General features: G+C 44.9%; 17 protein-coding genes. 8 read left to right on the top strand and 9 right to left on the bottom strand.

Features of this window, described 5'->3' with window-relative positions; translation table 11 throughout:
- Positions 1-1,074, bottom strand: coding sequence for a 4-oxalomesaconate tautomerase (locus PG915_RS07500; RefSeq protein ID WP_353498553.1), 1,074 nt, complete (start codon positions 1,072-1,074; stop codon positions 1-3).
- Positions 1,067-1,744, bottom strand: a complete 678-nt coding sequence (locus PG915_RS07495) for a 4-carboxy-4-hydroxy-2-oxoadipate aldolase/oxaloacetate decarboxylase (protein ID WP_353498552.1) — start codon at positions 1,742-1,744, stop codon at positions 1,067-1,069. Before PG915_RS07495 ends, PG915_RS07500 begins: the two co-directional genes overlap by 8 nt.
- A 347-nt stretch (positions 1,745-2,091) precedes the next feature.
- On the opposite strand from PG915_RS07495, the gene PG915_RS07490 reads away from it, so the two are divergent.
- Positions 2,092-2,931, top strand: a complete 840-nt coding sequence (locus PG915_RS07490) for a shikimate dehydrogenase family protein (protein ID WP_353498551.1) — start codon at positions 2,092-2,094, stop codon at positions 2,929-2,931.
- 14 nt (positions 2,932-2,945) lie between these two features.
- Entirely contained in the window at positions 2,946-3,389 is a 444-nt protein-coding gene (aroQ, locus tag PG915_RS07485; RefSeq protein ID WP_353498550.1) for a type II 3-dehydroquinate dehydratase, read from the top strand.
- 151 nt (positions 3,390-3,540) lie between these two features.
- Here the strand turns inward: aroQ and PG915_RS07480 are convergent, their stop codons facing one another.
- Together PG915_RS07480 and PG915_RS07475 are read right to left on the bottom strand one after the other, a co-directional pair.
- Entirely contained in the window at positions 3,541-5,907 is a 2,367-nt protein-coding gene (locus tag PG915_RS07480) for a GH36-type glycosyl hydrolase domain-containing protein (RefSeq protein WP_353498549.1), read from the bottom strand.
- A gap of 34 nt (positions 5,908-5,941) precedes the next feature.
- Positions 5,942-6,946 (bottom strand): LacI family DNA-binding transcriptional regulator, encoded by a 1,005-nt coding sequence (locus PG915_RS07475; protein ID WP_353498548.1) that lies wholly within the window; start codon positions 6,944-6,946, stop codon positions 5,942-5,944.
- A gap of 256 nt (positions 6,947-7,202) precedes the next feature.
- Here PG915_RS07475 and PG915_RS07470 point away from each other — a divergent pair, with 256 nt between their 5' ends.
- The 6 genes from PG915_RS07470 (at position 7,203) to PG915_RS07445 (ending at position 14,886) form a co-directional block, all read left to right on the top strand.
- On the top strand, positions 7,203-8,429 hold the full coding sequence (locus PG915_RS07470) for an ABC transporter substrate-binding protein (RefSeq protein ID WP_353498547.1): 1,227 nt from the start codon (positions 7,203-7,205) through the stop codon (positions 8,427-8,429).
- 80 nt (positions 8,430-8,509) lie between these two features.
- Positions 8,510-9,403 carry a carbohydrate ABC transporter permease gene (locus PG915_RS07465; RefSeq protein ID WP_353498546.1) on the top strand — a complete coding sequence of 298 codons (894 nt, stop codon included), beginning with the start codon at positions 8,510-8,512 and terminating at the stop codon, positions 9,401-9,403.
- Between the two features lie 3 nt (positions 9,404-9,406).
- A complete protein-coding gene (locus PG915_RS07460; protein WP_420884613.1) occupies positions 9,407-10,315 on the top strand; it encodes a carbohydrate ABC transporter permease in 909 nt (302 codons plus the stop codon).
- A 4-nt stretch (positions 10,316-10,319) separates the two neighbouring features.
- Positions 10,320-11,405 (top strand): ABC transporter ATP-binding protein, encoded by a 1,086-nt coding sequence (locus PG915_RS07455; RefSeq protein ID WP_353498545.1) that lies wholly within the window; start codon positions 10,320-10,322, stop codon positions 11,403-11,405.
- A 20-nt stretch (positions 11,406-11,425) separates the two neighbouring features.
- Positions 11,426-11,629 (top strand): hypothetical protein, encoded by a 204-nt coding sequence (locus tag PG915_RS07450; RefSeq protein WP_353498544.1) that lies wholly within the window; start codon positions 11,426-11,428, stop codon positions 11,627-11,629.
- 431 nt (positions 11,630-12,060) lie between these two features.
- Positions 12,061-14,886, top strand: coding sequence for a glycine betaine ABC transporter substrate-binding protein (locus PG915_RS07445; RefSeq protein ID WP_353498543.1), 2,826 nt, complete (start codon positions 12,061-12,063; stop codon positions 14,884-14,886).
- Positions 14,887-15,007: 121 nt separating this feature from the next.
- Here the strand turns inward: PG915_RS07445 and PG915_RS07440 are convergent, their stop codons facing one another.
- The 5 genes from PG915_RS07440 to proW all read right to left on the bottom strand — a co-directional run bounded on the left by PG915_RS07440 (position 15,008) and on the right by proW (position 20,178).
- A complete protein-coding gene (locus PG915_RS07440; protein WP_353498542.1) occupies positions 15,008-15,568 on the bottom strand; it encodes a hypothetical protein in 561 nt (186 codons plus the stop codon).
- Positions 15,569-15,970: 402 nt separating this feature from the next.
- A complete protein-coding gene (locus tag PG915_RS07435; RefSeq protein ID WP_353498541.1) occupies positions 15,971-16,345 on the bottom strand; it encodes a hypothetical protein in 375 nt (124 codons plus the stop codon).
- 4 nt (positions 16,346-16,349) lie between these two features.
- Entirely contained in the window at positions 16,350-17,669 is a 1,320-nt protein-coding gene (locus tag PG915_RS07430; protein ID WP_353498540.1) for a hypothetical protein, read from the bottom strand.
- A gap of 390 nt (positions 17,670-18,059) precedes the next feature.
- On the bottom strand, positions 18,060-19,067 hold the full coding sequence (proX, locus tag PG915_RS07425; RefSeq protein WP_353498539.1) for a glycine betaine/L-proline ABC transporter substrate-binding protein ProX: 1,008 nt from the start codon (positions 19,065-19,067) through the stop codon (positions 18,060-18,062).
- Positions 19,060-20,178 carry a glycine betaine/L-proline ABC transporter permease ProW gene (proW, locus tag PG915_RS07420; RefSeq protein WP_353498538.1) on the bottom strand — a complete coding sequence of 373 codons (1,119 nt, stop codon included), beginning with the start codon at positions 20,176-20,178 and terminating at the stop codon, positions 19,060-19,062. Before proW ends, proX begins: the two co-directional genes overlap by 8 nt.
- Position 20,179 lies beyond the last annotated feature (1 nt).

The raw sequence follows: 20,179 nt of genomic DNA, 5'->3' as shown, positions 1-20,179 counted from the left end.
TCAGTAGGTCTGCTGTCCAAATACGGTTCCATCAAACAACTTACGCGCTGTTCGAAGAATGGCCGCGGACTTTACCTGATTGTTTTCAACGTCCAACACCACACTCATCTTTCCTATTGGGTGTTCAACATCCATCTTAATTGGATCTTCTGTAGTGACTTTGGCAATTCGACTTGCTGGGGTTTCTGGCAACATGCATGCCGTTGCTACACTGACGGCACCTAAAACGCCAATGGAAGCATGACAGCGATGTGGTATGAACGTGCGGGTAGATACCGCTCCGCCATACTGTGGAGCACTAACCAGCGCCATCTTCGGCACTGATAACGCTCGCACATCTCCCAAGTTCATCAACGGCCCCGCTTTTAGGCGAATCGACTCCAATCGCCGCTTTAACTCCACATTGTCATCGAGTGCTTCACGTGATTCATCTCCAGTCAGCCCAAAGTCTTTCGCGTCTAGCACCACCACTGGCATGCCACTATCAATCAACGTAACTTCAACCCCTTCAATCACATCAACGTGATTGCCACTTGGAAGTAGTGCGCCACAGCTCGAGCCAGCAGTATCTTCAAAACAGACCGCAATAGGTGCAGACGTATTAGGTACGCCGTCTATGGCGCAGTCACCAACATAGCTGACTCGCTTATTCGGAGTTTGAACCGTCACCGTAGCAATCTGCATCGTGTTCTTCATAAAGATCCGAACAGAGGTTTCTCCCTCTTGCGCTTCCACCAATCCTCGTTCAATGACAAAAGGCGCGACACCTGCTAAAATGTTGCCGCAATTTTGCTTCTCACTGATCAACTTTTTATCCACAAAGACTTGCAAAAATAGGTAATCAATATCGACGCCTTCACGTGTTGAAGGCTCTACGACCGCCACTTTTGAAGTAAGAGGATCAGCGCCTCCAATACCATCAATCTGCCTTACATCTGGCGAACCCATGATTGATAGCAAAAAATCATCTCGTTGCTTGTCATTGCTGGGTAAATCTTGACGGAGAAAGTAAGCACCCTTTGACGTACCCGAACGCATCCACATACAAGGGGCACTCAATACAGGACTAGACATATTTCAGCCCTTTCGCAGCCAGACGGTCACGCATTTGGTAAATATCCAGACCTAGCTCACCATTGGCCAAACGAACCCGTTTGTCTTCTTCACGCTCCATGCGAGCTAATGATTCATGCAGTACTTCTTCAGCTTCTTCGCGTCGAACGACCACTACACCATCATCATCAGCCACTACAATATCGCCAGGATAAACAAGCTCACCGGCACACGTCAGCGGAACATTTACGGAACCAAGAGTTTCTTTGATTGTACCCTCGCTAAATACGGCTTTAGACCAAACTGGAAAGTTCATTTCTCGTAAATCACGAGTATCGCGCACGCCGCCTTCAATCACTAATCCCACCACGCCACGAGCTTGCGCTGATGTAGCCAGAAGATCACCAAAGTAGCCGTGATTCGACGGTGATGTTGGCGCAAAGATTAAGAAGTCACCCTCTTGCGCTTGTTCTATCGCCACATGCATCATCCAGTTATCACCAGCCGCACCCGATATGGTCAACGCAGAGCCTGCTACGGCATCGCCTTGGAAAATCGGGCGCATGTAATGAGCAAGTAACCCCTTGCGGCCCTGCGATTCATGAATCGTGGCGACACCACATTTACGTAAACTCTCAACCACATTTTTATCTGGTCTTTGAATGTGTTGGACTACAAGATTGTTCTGCATGTTAATACCTTATTATCCTTGTAAATATCTGAACATACGGTTTGTTCTTGCTCTTCAAGCCGTAAAGCCCAAAGGCTGAAAAACTGAGTAAAATGAGGCCAAAAGCATCCGTAAATGGCGCGCTGAATGACTAAAGCCACTATAGCGGCCAGGTTGGTAATGCGATATTTCAATTATTTCTCAAGGTATAAGATTTTGAGATAGAAGTGACATTTACTTCGGACAGCGCGAGGGATTAAAACCCCGCTGCAAGTGGTTCTACAAAAATGAATAGGTGTTAATTAAAAGCAATTATCGCAAACGGACAACATTTGATAGCGTGATGAAAACACAACAAGGAATGAACTATGATTCAATGCCGACTTATTGGACAGAACATCCAACGCTCTCAATCCCCTGCTTTTCACAATCAGCTGGCACGCTCACTTAATATAGATTTGAACTATGAGCTGGACGAACTCACAACAAACTGCGCTCATGAGCTACAACAACATACTCTCGAACTGTTTAACGGCAATGTTGATTCTGCCAATGTCACTTACCCATACAAAGAACAAGTACTCATTGCAGCCGATAGCATCGCCCCATGTGCGCAAAGGGTAAATGCAGCCAACACCCTAGTTAAAAGAAATGACAAAATTGTCGCCTTTAACACCGATTACAGTGGGTTTATCACCGCATTTAAGCAATTTCGTTCCAAACAGCCAGGTAATGTGGTTTTACTCGGGTGTGGTGGTGTCGGCAAAGCTATCTGCTTTTCACTTGTCGATTTAGGGGCTACTCAAATTGCCCTTTACGATAAAGAACCGAGCAAAGTCGCTGAGCTTGAACAGGCGCTCTCTAACGAGAGCATCGATACCATTCACTTAGATGAGTCGAACCTCGAACACTACATAAGACGCGCCGACGGGGTTCTAAACTGCACTCCTGTTGGGCATTATTCTACGCCTGGGTGCCCTATCGACTCGTCGTGGCTTGAAGAACAGTCTTGGGTGTTTGATGCCGTCTACACGCCTCACATTACAAAATTTACAATCGCCGCATCGCGCGCGTCTATTGACGTATTAAGTGGCTTCGAGCTCTTTTTCCACCAAGCCAATGATGCCTTCATGCTTTTTACTGGTGAAACCCCCACTAAAGAACAACTCGATTCCATTAAACACTCGCAGCTTTCGAAACTAGATTAAGGACGAACTACCCCATGAAAAAACTACTGATAGTTAACGGCCCCAACTTAAACTTACTTGGCTCCCGTGAACCACAGCAATATGGCTACGAAACACTTGCCGATGTTGAGGAAAACTGCCGTAAAGTGGCTTCAGAGTATGGCTATGAGACAGAGTGCTTACAGAGCAACACCGAAGGCCATTTGATTGATGCTATTCATAAAGCTGGCGCTGAGTTCAAGCAAGGGCATTGTGATGGCGTGGTGTTCAACCCTGGCGCTTATACTCATACGTCAATCGCTCTACACGATGCAATCAAAGGCGTCGATGTTCCTGTAATCGAAGTACACATTTCTAACGTACACGCCCGTGAGACCTTCCGTCATCACTCCTATATCTCTCCCGTTGCTGCGGGCACTATCATTGGCATGGGAACGAAAGGCTATAAATTGGCAATCAACTTCTTATTGGATCGATAGACATTTATTAACGAAAATCGCATCTTACTTAGTCTTCAAAAAGACAAAAATGCAGTAACTAATAACTTAAAAAAAACCTCCAAAGTCTGACTTTGGAGGTTTTCCTGTACCTAGTAGCTATTAGATGTCATTAATGTGCACTACCCACTATTCACCCACCATTGTGATAGTTAACCACCACTGAATAATGCTTACCGGCAGCAATATCCTCGATCAAGTTACTCGATAGCACCACTCCATCAACTTCAATACAAGCCTGGGTTTTATCACTCACCAATTGATATTCAACGTCAAGTATCGCGCCTCTAAATTCACGCTTAACTCTCGCCTTTTGCCACTCAGTAGGCAGTTGAGGGGAAATCACCAGCCCTTCCCGACAGCCCTTAAGGCCGAATAGATTTTCGATAACTAGACGATAGAACCAAGCCCCTGTACCGGTATTGAAGAGGTTACTCGAACGGCCCGCAGTGTCAGGATATTGATAGTACGCACCGCGATAGTAGTTTGGAATGTAAAGTGGCAGCTGTCCTCTTTGAACAAAAGACTCACACTCTGGATCGGCCAGCATTTTACGCAAGGTGCTAAAGGCTCTATCTGACTGATTAATATGGTACATACTTGCTGCATAAAACGCAGCGGCATGGTTGTAGACGGAGCCATTCTCTCCTGAGCCTGGCCATTTTTGTGTTACGCGACCCACATCTTCACGCATTGCAGTAAATGCTGGTGCACACAGCATCACGCCGTATGGGGTATCCAGTTGCTCATCCACCGCCTTTAACATTCTCTCGGTTTGCAGTGCATTGGGCATATTGGCAAGGAATGCCCAGCTTTGGGTATTTAAGAAAATACGCCCTTCTTTATCCTCTGGCACTCCGAATGTTACCCCATCATCGGTAATTCCTCGCGCGTACCAATCTCCCTTCCATAGATACTCATCAGCAATCACAACGAGCTCATCAACGGTGTGTTGGAACCTATCCAACTCGTTAGCGTCATTCACATCTCGAGATAAACGTATCCAAGACTGCAGTGCAAAACTGAGTGCTTGAGTGAGCCAGCCGGAAACGCCTTTACCCTTTGGCCCTACCATATTCATAGGGTCACACCAGTCACCTTGAGCAATATAAGGCAAACCACGTTCGTCACGTGCGCCGCACATATGGCGCATTGCCATGTTCATGTGTTCTAAGACGGTGCTCTTGTCATCAGAATCATGCCACGTCAGTCGTTCATCGAGAATCGCCCAGTCATTACTCTCGTTAATGTAAGACTCAAGGATCAAGGTAAGCCAGACAGAATGATCCGTGTGCGGTATTTGATTGATGTATTTCAGCGTTGCTTCCGGAGTTAACAAAATGCCATCAGGCATTTCACCATCGCGCTTTTGCTGGCTCAGTGACGTAAGGATGACCTGTTTTGTCGCTTCATGATTAACATAGGCCATTCCCATCCCATCTTGCAGGTAGTTACGCGTTTGCGGATCGGTAGTTAGACGATGAGTATCGCCATGGTAGAACACCTGTCTGGGTAGCCAGTTGTTGACGAACTGATCAAAGATCTTATCCGGCGTTGATATGTTTAAAACCCCTTTGCCCGACTCAATGTAGCTAGCGTAATCCGCTGCTGCATGCGCTTTATTGTCGCTTAAGGTGAGGTCAAGCGTTTCGGCAATCTCCTGCTTATCCAGCGCAGGGCCAAAAACAAAGTTGTACTCGCTCTCATCTCCCGGCTGTAGGTCTAGTTCAAACTGCATAATACAGGCTGGCATTTCGTAGTGACTTGGTTGGTCACTTAGACTGCGTTTATCACTCAGTCCTGTTGGGTTGTGAAGGCCACCCTGCCCCTCAAATCGAGGCAAACTGGTCTCAAAATACGTTGGCTTAACATCGGATGCCAAGTACGTGATGTCTTTTAGATGCTTGTTCTTCGCGTAATCTTCAAGTTTTTGGTAGGGAGTAATAGACGTACACACCACGGCGTTAAGCTCATCATCAAAGTGTGCTCCCATGTTCATCCAGGACATGTATCCTACTGGGAAATAAGGAACCAGTGACACCTTTCTTGATTGGCTGTCACTATTACGCACCTTGACATGCCATAGCTCTGCAGCCAAGTCCGGGCTGAGTGTCAGTGTCATATCCAGTTCAAGATCCGAGTGCTTGATCTTCCACTTAATATCACTGAGGCCAGGTTGAAACTCAAAGCTGTCTAGTTCGGCTTTGATAGGCGCAAATGGCGCAGAGAATAGCTCCCCACTTTCGTCATCACGAAGATAGAAAAAACGTCCCGGATGGTGTGCAAAATAAGGTTGCTCCGGCTGCATGAAACTCGTCGCCGCCATGTTCGGATTATGGGCGTATTTTTTCGGCTCTGGATTCATATATTGAGCGACAGCGTAGCCCTGACAATTCATGTGAATCATCATATGTTTGTTCCACAAGTATCCCGCTGAATTTGGCACCAACGTTGGGCTGTCTAGCGAAAATCGTGCGCCAGCTTCAATGTAGTTTGTCATTCTATCTCCCTCTGAAGTACAACTTTATTTGCGATTATTTTACTGAGTGAGTTGATTCTCGAACCGACAGTGTCGGCTCAAAACGTGTTTGGATAGGGAGAGATTCCCCGTAGCATAAGTTAAGGAGCTGGTGACAGGCATTGATAGAGATATCTTCTAAAGGAATGCGCACACTCGTCATGGCTGGCGACGTATATTGAGAGATATCAATGTCATCATAACCGACAACCGACATCTGTTTGCCAACCGCAATACCCTGTTTGTTGAAAGTGGCAATCGCAGCCATTGCGCTGTTGTCATTTCCACAGAAAAGCGCAGTAAATGGGCGCTTTTTGTCTATTAAGCGCTGCGTGGCTTCTTTACCAAGCTCAAAGCTGTAACCACCATGCTCAATGAGGTCGGCATCAACCTCGATACCCTCTTCCGCTAATCGATCAATAAACCCTTGGTGTCGGCTGAGTGCATCTTGGGCATTCATTCGACCTGTCACGATGGCAATCTCTTTGTGCCCTAACTCTATAAGGTGTTCTGCTGCTAATCGGCCTCCTTGGTAGTGATTTACACAAAAGGTCTTATCAATCAGCTCTTCAATGTCTCTGTTTATAAACACCACTTTTGGATAACGCGCCTCAATCCGTGCCAGCTCGACAACAGAAAGCTCCGGACACGACATCAGAATTCCATCACAGTCACGTTCAATTAAGTAATCTAGGCAGCCGATGCGCTCTTTATCCGTTTTCGCATCCTCGGCATTGGCGAGAATAATATGCTTATCGCGTTTTCGTAGCTCTCGCTCGATGGTTTGCAGCATCTTTCGATGAAAGGAGCCCGAAAAAGAAGGCACCCACAGACCAATAATGTTTGAGCGCTTCGACGATAGTGAGCGCGCCATACTGTTTGGCCGATAATTTAACTCCGCCATCGCCGACGCTACTTTTTCCCCAGAAGCGGATGAGACTGACGCGCTCCCAGACAAGTATCTGGAAACAGTTCCAACACCCACACCTGCGAGTTTTGCCACGTCTTTTATTGTTGCCATTAGGTTTTACTCACGTTGGTTAAATTGATGACTTATCGTTAATACTAAAGCGATATCGGGCACTTATACAGCCAATTTTGCTAAAAATTGCGCTTTTTACATGGAATGTGACCGGTAACACATGTTTATAAATCAATCAAAAAACCTCTAGAACAATACGGAAATGAGCGTTATAAAATAAATAATTGGAATCCATTCCATGACGACCAATCCAATTACAAAAACAGGCACAATAACGAAAACAAAAGGTATCCCCATGATGAAGAAACTTACGCTCGCTACGATCATTGGACTTATCGCATCTCCGGTTATTGCCAAGGAAGAAGCCGAAGTTATGCACTGGTGGACTTCCGGCGGCGAATCAGCAGCTATCAAAGTGTTAGCAGAATCATTTGAGGCGCAAGGCGGCACTTGGAAAGACAGTGCGGTTGCTGGAGGTTCTAATGCCCGAAGTGCAGCGATGAACCGTATGCTAGGTGGCTCTCCGACCACAGCGGCGCTATTCAATACCTCTCAGCAATACCATGAAATGATTGCTGAAGGGATGCTGAACAACATCGATGACGTAGCGACGGCCAACAATTGGGAACAGATCCTGCCTGAACCAACTCTAAACGCCATTAAAGTGGACGGACACTTCTATGCCGCTCCGGTCAACATTCATATGCCTGGTTGGTTCTGGTACTCGAAAGATGCATTTGAAAAAGCGGGCATTGATAAAGAACCACAAACGGTGGACGAACTGTTCTCGAGCCTAGATAAACTCAAATCTGCAGGCTACATCCCACTTGCGCTTGGTGGTCAGAATTGGCAAGAGAACCTGCTATTCGCAACGGTTCTAAGTAATGTCGGCGGCAAGCAACTTTACCTAGATGCACTAGGTAAGCGCGACGCAAAAACACTAAATTCCGACGAATTCAAACAGGTGGTCGATACCTTCCTGAAACTTAAGCCTTACGTCGATGCAGGTTCACCAGGTCGTAACTGGAATGACACAACGAGCCTTGTCATCAACGACAAAGCGGGTATGCAGATTATGGGTGACTGGGCAAAAGGTGAGTTCACTCAAGCTAACAAGATCCCTGGTCAAGACTACGGCTGTTTCCCAGGTCTCGGTGACGACTCACTCTATATTGTCGGCGGGGATGTCTTTGTCTTCCCTAAAACGGACGATGGCGCACAAGTCGCAGCTCAGAAAAAACTGGTGGAATCGATGCTGAGCCCAGAAACACAGGTAAAATTCAATAACCTGAAAGGCTCAGTGCCAGTTCGTACCGATATTGATGTGTCTAACATGGATATCTGTGCTCAAAAAGGCGCAGCCATCCTCAAAGTGGCTGAGCGTCAAGTCCCAGATGGCTCAATGCTAATGGAAGAGTACCTGTATGGCTCTTTAAAAGACGCCGTCACTGAGGTGTGGAACACACAGAACATGACGACGGATAAGGCAGTCGCCATCTTCACTCAAGCACTTCGCGATTAATCTCACTGTTGTTAACGGCGCACCTCGGTGCGCCATTCAATGAAATGCTTCCTCATTAAGACTTACTTTGGAGTGCATCCATGAATGTTGCTGCGGTGCAAAGACACCTAAAACGTAACGCCCTAGCCTATGTGGCTGCTCTACCCATGGCATTAACGGTCATGATTGCCTATATGGGTACGATGGTTTGGTCAGTACGTCTTTCGTTTTCTAGCTCAAGAATGTTGCCAAGAAACGATTTCGTTGGCTTTGCTCAATATGAGCGACTCTTTAGCACATCCCGTTGGATCGTCTCGCTAGAAAACCTACTGATCATCGCCTTTCTCTTCTTAGCGATTTGCTTTGTACTCGGATTTCTACTTTCTGTGTTTATTGACCAGAAAATTAAAGCCGAAAGCTTCTTCAGAACCGTTTTTTTATTCCCTTATGCAATGTCGTTTATCGTGACGGGTTTGGTTTGGCAGTGGATATTTAACCCTCAGTTAGGCATTCAAAACACCATGCAATCTCTTGGTTGGGAATCGTTCACATTTGACTGGATTGTCGATCCGAATATGGTGCTGTACACCGTTGTCATTGCCGCAGTGTGGCAAGGTGCCGGACTGGTCATGGCGCTGCTCCTCGCAGGTCTTCGTGGCATTGATGACGATCTCTGGAAAGCGACAAAAATAGACGGTATTCCCACTTGGCGTGTCTACATCAGCATTATTTTACCTATGTTGCGCCCAATGATTATTACAACCGTTGTATTGCTGTCGATTAGCATCATCAAAATGTATGACGTTGTAGTCGCGATGACAGGTGGCGGCCCTGGCGTGGCCAGTGAAGTTCCAGCAAAGTTCATTATGGATAACCTATTCGAGCGCGCCAATATCGGCCTTGCCACCGCAGCTTCAACGGTTATGTTGACCACGGTCTTGTGCTTGATTACGCCATTTATTTACTCGAACTATATCAAGAAACAAGGTAGGTAACTTATGTCTGCGACTCTTTCACCTACAATGGGTGCGACACCCAGCAAACGCGTCATGTCTGTTAAAGCCCGTTGGGGACGCATTGGTGTCTATGGTTTTCTGACCATTACCGCCCTGTTTTTCTTGCTGCCGCTCTACGTCATGCTAGTCACTTCTTTTAAAGAACTCGAAGAGATTCGTCTGTCTTCAATCTTTGCCCTACCACAAAACTTCACGTTGGACGCTTGGAAAGTAGCTTGGAGCAGCGCATGTACTGGCCTTGATTGTAGTGGTCTGCAAGTGGGGTTTTGGAACTCCGTCCGTATCTTAATCCCTAGCGTGGTCATCTCGGTGCTGTTTGGCGCCATCAATGGCTATACCCTTTCGTTTTGGAAAATAAAAGGCGCTAACTTACTGTTTGCGTGTCTTTTGCTTGGGGCATTTATCCCTTATCAGGTGTTTATTTACCCGCTGATTCGCGTTTACGCCGATATCGGGATCTATGGAACGCTTACGGGTGTTGTGGTTTCACACGTTATCTTCGGCATGCCGATCATGACGCTACTATTTAGAAACTACTACAGTACGTTGCCAATGGAGCTGTTTAATGCCGCTCGTATCGACGGCGCCGGATTTTTCAAAGTGTTCTTCACCATCATGCTACCTATGTCAGTGCCCATCATCATCGTTGCGGTGATCATGCAGGTGACTAATATCTGGAACGATTTCTTAATTGGTTTGGTTTTTGCGGGCAACGACAACCTTCCAATGACGGTTCAACTGAACAACATCGTCAACACCACCACTGGTGAGCGCGCCTATAACGTGAACATGGCCGCCACTATTCTTACATCACTCGTACCACTGATCATTTACGTCGCATCAGGACGCTGGTTTGTGCGTGGTATCGCCTCTGGCGCAGTTAAAGGATAACGCTATGGGAATCGTAAATATTAGCAAACTTGATATCAGCTACGACTCAATCAAGATCGTCAACCAACTAGACCTTGCCATCAATGACGGAGAGTTTTTAGTACTCCTTGGTCCTTCCGGTTGTGGCAAATCCACTCTATTGAATGCCATTGGTGGGCTGATTGATACCTCTGGTGGTTCGATACACTTTGATGGCAAAGATGTGACGTGGGCGGATCCTAAAGATCGCGGGATTGGCATGGTGTTTCAGTCCTACGCGCTATACCCAACCATGAGTGTTGAAAAGAACATGTCATTTGGCCTTCGTATTGCGGGTGTCGACAAAGAGACGATCAATAAGAAAGTGGCGTGGGCCGCTAAATTGCTCCAGCTCGAACCACTATTAAAGCGTAAGCCTTCCGCCCTTTCAGGTGGACAACGCCAACGTGTGGCAATTGGTCGTGCCTTGGTTCGTGATGCCGATATCTATCTATTTGATGAACCTCTGTCGAATCTAGATGCAAAGCTTCGAGCTGAGCTAAGACTGGAAATCAAAAAGCTTCACAAAACGCTCCATGCCACCATGATCTATGTCACTCATGACCAAATTGAAGCACTGACGCTGGCGGATCGTATCGCGGTAATGAAAGACGGTATCATCCAACAGCTGGATACCCCGCACAATGTCTACAACAAGCCACAAAACCTGTTTGTTGCTACGTTCCTGGGTTCGCCTGCGATGAACTGCATCGAAGGGCAGTTGGAAGTGACTCAACAGGCAATCACGTTCAACTCTCACGGTTTACTCGTCGATGTCACTGACTATCCATTTTCGCAGCCTCCTGAGGATAAAATGAATGTCACACTTGGTATTAGACCAGAGCACTTAATGGTGAAAGAAAATGCCGCCAATAACGCTCTAGTCGGTCAAGTTGAACTCGTTGAACCAATGGGATCCGATACCTTAGTCTGGACGAAATTTAGCGACCAGCATACGTTGTCTCATCGAATCACCTCGGAAGAGAGCATTGCTGCTGGCGATCAAGTTACGGTCAATGTTGATGCAAACAACTGCTCAATTTTCGATTCACAGACTACGCTTAGGCTTTAGCTTCATTAACGGCTATTCTTGTGGTGTTAATTGGTGGTACTGCGATTGGTGGCGGTGAAGGCCAAGTACTGCGTTCATTTGTAGGTGCGCTGATTATCATGACGCTGACTGTTGGGATGCTTATTCTCGTGCCTGCTTATTACCAAACTTTGGTGATTGGTGGTGCGTTATTGGCTGAGGCAGCATCGAATCACTTGATTAGTAGCAATCGTAGTGAAGAATAGAAAGAGCTAAGTTTACATATGATATCAGGCGCCCCCTGCCTTAATGCTTCTATTTACTGCATTATCTACCTAAATAAGACAACCCAACCACAGATACTATGGTTGGGTTGTTTGTTCTCATTTCTTTTACTGACTGTAAGGAAGCTAATTGCCTACTTCTGCCAATGCGAGATCCCTGCAAATTTATTGTTGTCACTAACGTAGCAACTATTCATGTCACCGGGTAACATCAAAAATGAACTCCGCCCCATAGCTAGTTAACTCTCGCTGGAGCCTGTTTCTTGAAGTGTCTAACGCTTTACACTGGTTGTTGTGTACCTATGTTACTATTGAACTAATGCACAATTAGTATAGATTAACTAGTTGACAATAGTGGCTCGACATATTTACAGGGCATTCAGTAATGGATTATTCGAATAAGGCACATATAAGTGAGTTCTAAACTGATTTTATTTTTGCGTCACCCTGTGATGCTCATGTTAGCAGCAGTTTTTTTGTGGATGCTATACCCACCTGTCGTGAACCACCTAATCGACCTAAGTAATGTTTTTTATGTCGCTGCTGTGGCTCACTCATTTGCTGCGATCTGCATTATTCTTTTTACTGTCTTTCTGTTTTTCGGCAAAAGTAGAGTGGGTTTAAGTGACATATATAACCGTTCAAATATCTCAAAACTACTGGTTCCAACACTTTGTTCTGGTTTTCTGATTTGTACTAACCACCTGTTACTGTACGCAGCTTTAAGTACATCGAAAGAGTTCGATGTGATTGCTATTTTGATATTCGAGACGTGGCCGATTTTATTTTTCCTAATTGATACAGCGTTAAGGCGAGATAAGCGGAAAGTCACTATAAGCGACTACATTTTTCCTGCTACTGCCTTTGGTGGTTTTATAGTCCTGACAGCGCCGAATATGGACTTAGCCGACTGGATTTTGCTTGATAGCCCGATGTTACAGACGATTGGTTTTGCACTAGCTGGTGGCATTGCGATGGCGGTTAACTGTTATTTTCGGATGAAGTGCATGGATGCGTGGAGTGAAATCTCAAGTTGCCAAAAGCTCCGTTTAAGTAGTTTTAAGCGAGGCTTGCTGACAGAAGCTGGAGTAAGAAGTATTGCGGCACCTCTTCTTATCATCGCACTGATGTTCTCAGGAGAAGAAGTGCCTGATCCTGACCCAATAAACTTATTACTTCTTTCGTTTGTTGGTGTGGTTATTTTGGCGGTTGGGAGCCTTATTTACGATTTATCTGTATACAAAGCGGATAACGCTTCGATAAGTGCATTATGGTATTTGATGCCGGTTGGTGCTGTAATTATCCTCGCGATCATGCAAGGCCGTTTGCTTAATCAATACGAAGCTGTAGCGTCTGTTTTGATAGTGGCCTCGAACGTATTCTTGGTCTTGAAATATCCGCTTAAGTCATCGCTACTTATTCTGTTCGCTTCGGTCTGTTTTATCGGAGTTTGGATTCTTTTCGCGCCAGCCGCCTCTATCGACAACTACTACGACCTGCTAGCTGTTTCTACGGTATTCTTTGTGCTACTTGCAACTTTTGCACTTGAGCGAACGACTGCATTAAACAGGGAGCGAGAGAATTTACTAGGTGAGTTTAGCGAATATGCCATGCGTATTGTAGAGCGCCTAAACAACGATAAAAATGTGACAACGACTCAACCCTTTCCTTCTGAACTTAAACAATATACATACACAAATCTTTTTAGCTTCCTGCGTGCCTTTAAGTCGTCAAAAGAACTCCGGTTAATGCAAAAGAGAACCCAAACCCTCAAATACAAACTGCTCTCCTATACTCAGGAAAACTCGGAAACACGTGATGATTTACTCGGCTTATTTAAAGTCGGGGATAAGCTACAAACAATGGAAAGTGATCGCTTACCGACTGAAGAGTTTGTCATCCTGTTTTTGTTGGGAGGCACCAATGTTATCTTCTCACTGTTGTTCCGACCTGAAACACTTTCTTCAAGTCTATTTGCCTTGATTGTCGGTACATCGATGATTTATCTGCTACTCATCATTTTCGAACGTGATAAATTTACTACCCTCCGACCTGACCATGCCATCATGTGTACTAACTTAGTACGGTATGTTCAAGGGAAACTTAGTTTTGGTGTCGATGACAAAAGGAGTTCTGAACTAGAATCCATAATATCTTCGTTGATAAAAGAAAAGTCCATTGCTGGGGCAAACAAACAGGGGGGCTACTGGATATTTAGTATCTTCACTTTCTTAATTGGTGGATTTGGTTATGCATTTCTTTACACTTCTCTTGAACAAACGCGTTCTATAGAAGCATCTCCGTTGGTGTTGGCCAACAACCCTGCTTCTAAAACAAAAGTGAACATAGCTCTACTAGACTGGCCAAGCGCGCAAATAAAGGGGCATATCCTCACTAAAATCATAAACCAGCATACAGAGCTAGATGCCTCACTTCGTTCGGTGTCCAATCAACAAGCATTCCAAGAAATGGACTTGGACAAAGGTTTAGTCGATATCCATCCAGAGTTTTGGGTTGAGAATAATCCAAACCTTGTTCGTCGTTATGTTAAAGCATTCGGTTCTGTATCTTTAGGAGGTGAGTCAACCAATGGTTCTCAAGGATTGTGTTATACGGATTATGGGCACCAATCTAGCCCGCGACTGACTATGGATAATTTGAACGCTCCAGAGATGATTGCTCGCTTCGATCTAACCGGTGATGGTAAAGGTGATATCTGGGTAGGTGCAGACAGCTGGTCGTCGACAGAGATAGAACAGAGGCGCTTAAGTGCTTATGGCCTAGATACCTCTTACAATTACCATATTTTTGATAGCGAAGTGTTCCAAATGTTGCATTCAAGGAACAATCAAAATGAAGTTCCAAGCCTTTTCTTTTGCTACTATCCAGATGCCGTATTTGTGGACCAGCACGTCCACTTTATTGAGTCAAAACCCCACAATAGCGCGCTTTGGCAAGATATAGTTGTTCAACGCGAACAAATCGAACCAAACAGAGGAACCTCTTGGCCAAGGAGTACTATTCAAATCGCTTATCGTAGTGATTTGGTTAAAGAGCAAGCCGCTCTTGAAGTGCTGATGAACAACTTCGTCATCAGTAATAAGTCTTTAGTTAAAATGCTTGCAGAGGTTCAAGAAGGTGGAAGGGTCGATACAGTTGCGGAAAAGTGGATAGAAAAAAACCAAGACACCGTTCTAGAGTGGTTGACAGGGTTCAAGCTTTTGTCAGACAGCAACTAAAAGGCACGTACCAGTTGAATCCGTAGTCGATATTGTAATGACATAGATCCTTCAATGAAGTTTCAGACAGCACACAAAAAAGAGCCCACTTTGCTTGGGGCTCTTTTGTCTGTTGGCTTAATCAACAAGCGTAACTAAAGGTCAAACAGTAATCATCACCACCTTTAGCCACATATTCTTTATCTTCATTACTCGCCGATGGGTGACGTTTTTCGTCCCCTTTTACCAAGCTAACCCAGTGACGTAATCCGATCTCTTTGTATGCACCAAATGTCGTGCATGTTTCGATTTGGATATCATCAATTTCAACCAGTTCAAGACAACCTGTACCTTTGCTGCGGGCGATGGTCATTTCTACATGCGTGCCACTTTCGTCGCGGAACAAGATGTTGTCAGGGTTGCACTCATCACCAGTGTAAGCAACAAAGTGTTTGTTGTGGCGTAAACCGCTGTGCTGGCCGTTTTTGAAGAAGGCTTGTACGTGGCGGTAGTTGATTTCGTAACTCACTACGTCTTCGTGTGAACCGATCTCTAGCGGGAACAGCGTATCAAGGAGCTGCTTGGCCATTTTCTGCTTTTGCGTAGGCTCACCTGCGTCGACCATTTCAACGGCAAACACGGCTTGTGCGATAAAGTTTTGTGGGTTTTGTTGCTCTGTCTTATCGAATGTTTGCATGTTCATAGTCTATTCCTTCAGCTGCTTTGAGTACTGCATTAACCAAGCTCTATTACTTCTTTATGACCGTTTGGTTACCGCTTGATTTTTAGAATAGCGCTTTTTTACACACAATTTCACAACAAAATTTTTACACTGTCAATTTTACAAAAATGTGTTTTTACACACCTCATTTTGCCCTAAAGTCATGCTCAACGAAAAAAGGTTCATCGCTAATTAGCATGAGCCGAAAAGAAAAGTGGCAGTGATGGTTTTTTATAGTCACCAAACAAAAGTAAACTTACAGCCGCTACTTTCATGTAGGTAGCTATTCAAAGATTGCATACTTCGGAGAGGTGATTAGGAGTCAAATGAGCGCCGTGAACGTTTTTTACCGATTCGAACGGACGCTCAGAGAGTGTAAAAGGGTTAGTCGAGTTTGAAATGATGGGATTCTACAACCTGACTTTCAATATGGACGTAACTCGAATTAGTAAGGAAGGTATTTTTGATCTGTTGTAGCTCACTCTTAATATGTTCAAATGCAAATGTTTGTTGATCTGGTAGCACAGATACAGAGAACACCACCAAAGGCTCACTCATTGCGTCGGTAGGATATTCTTCGAGGAACAGATGACTATCTGCAGTCCAATATCCTATCGCTCCCTCAGCGTTATTATAAAAAGTAACTCCTCCGAACAGTCTACTTAAACTGGAGCCTAATTGCTGACAAACGGGTGTAACTTGTTGGCGCGAGTTTACAGTAAAGCAAACATCAAATCGAACTCTGGTATTGGCGACCATTGGCTCAGTTCCTTTGTTTGTACAAGTAGAGAAAGATAAAACTGACGATTGCAATCGACATCCACGCAGAGCCATCATGAGGAATAGAGCTAAATACGTCAAACACACCAGGAATGTCATCTTGTTCTAAGTTGTCAGAGGCTGAAATCAGACTAATGGTGAGGTCGACAATAGCTAAACAGCCAATACCCGATAATAGGTATTCAACAGTTCTATTGATTTTTGCTTGCTGCTCACCAAGTATAGCGTCTATCCGTATACTAATAAGGTTTGCTCTCTGAATTGTGAGCTCCTGAAGTTCTTCTAAGCTCCAGGCTTCACAAAAATGGTTCATTAGTTTGCGACGACTGGACTGAGTGCCAATTCGAGCATCTTTGAACTCAAGGCTACAAAATTCAATATGCTCCAATGAACGCTGAGTTCTACTTAGGGTTGAACTTAACTCTCTGCGGCTTCCTGAACGAAGTTCATCACGCTCAGTTATCTCTGCATAGGTCCGTTTTAGCTTGGTGTTTAGAAGATAGAGTATGGCGTTATAGCATTGGCAAACGAGCTGAACTCGGTACCAGTCTTCGACCGATTTATAATCGAGCACAAGAATGTTTCCGGATCCGAGATAATACCCATCCAACTCATCTGATTCCTCAAGCCCAACCCAAGAGCGAAGTATATTTAGCAAAGAATCCGAATGTTCCAAAGGGCTAAATATCATGCGACCCGTCCACATTACTCCTTGGTGCTCATTTTTGTTGGGCTCAAAACTGATGTCGTTGAATATCCTAAACTTGTCCGGTTGTATAAGATGGTCGTAGCTAGTCAGGTTCAATGTTTTTGCAATCTTGTTGAACGCTGGCCTAAGAGAGTATTGATAGGCAATGTTTGCCAATTCTGACAGATCGCTATCTATCTCTCCACGGGATAAATACTCAGCATCTTCATCGGTTTCGATGTTTAGATCGATTTCCAAATGCAATACGCCTACAGTATCGTCAAAAAAATGAACATCACTACGAATCAGCCGTGCTTTTTTCCACCAAGGGAATAATTTTCTTGATGATATGTATTCATCGGTTCGAATGAGGTCAACACTACCTGAGTACATCGCTTGAAAGAAGTAAGGATGATTGTCACAATCAATGTTGTTGTAGCCGTCATTCCTGACCTGCTGTACGGGCTCAAAGTGTGTATGAAACACTCTTTCTAGTCTGTGTTTGAGACGTAGATGCTCTTTACTACTTAATGAAGAGCGAAGCTCACTGTTAGAGTTGAGCGGAGTTCTAATGGGGGAAAATGTTGATAATCGTATGGTGCCGTAACGATTCATAGGCCATCCTAGCTTACTTACTACGTTGTATATTTAGCCGTCAGTTTGAACTTTTCATGGTACCAAATAGCGTCATTTAAGCTATATTGGAGAGTGAACGTTGATCCATTCGCGCACTGCCAATTAGTCACAGCCTTGTCAGAAATTTGCTCACCAATCTATACTAATTCTTTTAAATTTCAATCATAAACGTATAACGTACATGTATAAAGTGAACCAGCCAGCTTTCTTCACCTTCACTTTTTAACTAAGGAAAACTCAATCAAAGCGGTCTTTGGTGAATGCAAAGAACACCAATGGCCGTTGTGGAATAGCTATTCAAAAAAAGGCCTCCTAGTATCTTGGGAGGCCTTCATGACAATTTGGGGGAGCTTAGTTAGACTAAATCAATTACATTGCTGCTTTTTTCGCTTCTGCTACCCAAGCATCAAACTGTTTTTGATTCGCTTTGATCCAACCGTTTACGTGCGCTTCGATATCAGCAGGGCTGCCCTTACCTTGACTCATCATCATGTTTTGAGCACTCACATCGTTGATGTTGAGCTTGATGATTTCAAATAGCTTAGCTGCCGCCGGGTTGCTCTGTGCGAACTCTTTGTTGGCTACTATGCGCATTGAATTCATTTCAAACCCATAGTTCTTGCCATTTGATAGTGCGGTATCAACGCTTTTACGGTCACCAGGAAGTGCGGAGAATGGCACTTCAAGCCATACTACGTCTCTACCTGGAACTAGCACACCACTCACCCAATATGGAGTCCAAGTGTAGTACAACACTGGGTCACCCTTTTTGTAACGTGAAATAGTATCAGCGATAATAGCGGCATAGTTGCCCTGATTATGTGTCACGGTATCGCTAAGTTTATACGCACTTAACTGTTCTTCAATAACTAACTCACAGCCCCAGCCAGGATTACAGCCTGTCAAATCGGCCTTACCATCACCGTTCGCATCAAATAGTGCAGCAATTTTTGGATCAGATAGCTGAGCAATATTGGTAATGTTGTATTTATCTGCGGTCTTCTTATCGATTAGGTAGCCTTGAGCCGCACCGCTCACGTACACTCCTTCACGGTAAAACTTATCATCACCACCGGACATGTTGTACTTATCAACGTGAAGTGGGAACCAGCCAACAGCAAGAAACGTCGCATCACCTTTAGCAACAGAAGTATAAGCAACGTTGTAGTCCACTTCTTTAGTTAGCTGAACATCGTAGCCAAGCTCTTCAAGAGCCCGGTTTACGATAGAAGTTTGGAACGTTTCTTCTGCCACTGTCGATTGTACAGGCTGAATAGACACACCTTCACCTGGTAACGCTGCAGCAACAGCTTGACCTGCAATAGTAATAGTCGCCAATGTACTCGCAGTCAGCACACTCTTCCATGAATTACTCATTGGTCGTTCTCCTAATAGATTGATTCGATATAACGTTTTTGGTTTTAAGTTTGTAAAAGTATGAGATTGGTCCGCTCTGGTACCATCGTGATTTAGTGTTACCCGCATTGACGCCAAGAACCTGAGTGATACGGTCAAGCAAAATGGCTAGAATAACGATGCCTAAGCCGCCCACAGCAGCTAAGCCCATATCAAGACGGCCGATTCCACGCAGTACCATTTGCCCCAAACCGCCTACTGCAATCATCGAGGCAATGACTACCATGGATAATGATAACATCAGAGTTTGGTTTACACCGGCCATGATAGTTGGCAATGCTAAAGGTAATTGAATGCGATATAACATTTGCTTTTTACTCGCTCCAAACGAGTGACCTGCTTCTATCAGGTCTTCTGGCACTTGTTGGATACCTAGAATGGTTAATCGTATAACAGGTGGTAAAGCGAAGATTATCGTCACCACTACCCCTGGGACGTTACCAATACCAAACAGCATAACGATAGGTACCAAATACACGAATGCTGGCGTGGTTTGCATAGCATCGAGAATCGGTCGAATAAACTTTGCAGCCGTTTCACTGCGCGCTAACCATATCCCGACCGGGAGTCCTATAAGCAAACAGAAGAATACGGAAGTAAGCACTAGAGATAACGTGGTCATAGCTTCAGACCAAGCACCAATTAAGCCGATAAAGATCAGTGATACCAAAGTTGATACACCGAGCTTCAGATTTGAGAACTGCCACGCTAACAAGAATAAAATGAGCAGCATGAATGGCGCGGGTGTTGATACCAGCGCAGTCTCAAATGACATCAAGATAAAGTCGATAGGAACTCGAATGGCTTGAAATACAGGCCTACCATGCTCGACCAGCCAGTTCAAACCAGATTCCACCCAATTATCTAGAGGCAATACCGCATCCTGGAAAGGATTAAGCACATCAAATTGCTTTTCTTCAACAGCTTCTGATGTAAGCCATTCGGTCGCAGGGGCTACTTCGCCGCCTTGCGCCCATGGGTCGCTTTGAGATTGTGAAGTATCGGCCCACGGATCACTTGCTGGCTGTGCTGTCTGCACCCAAGGATCGTTATTGTTTTGTTCAGATGACATA

It is taken from the genome of Vibrio sp. CB1-14 (assembly GCF_040412085.2).
Taxonomy (GTDB): domain Bacteria; phylum Pseudomonadota; class Gammaproteobacteria; order Enterobacterales; family Vibrionaceae; genus Vibrio; species Vibrio chaetopteri.
Note: the sequence above shows the minus strand (reverse complement) of the source record. Positions and strands in the feature narration are given on the sequence as shown.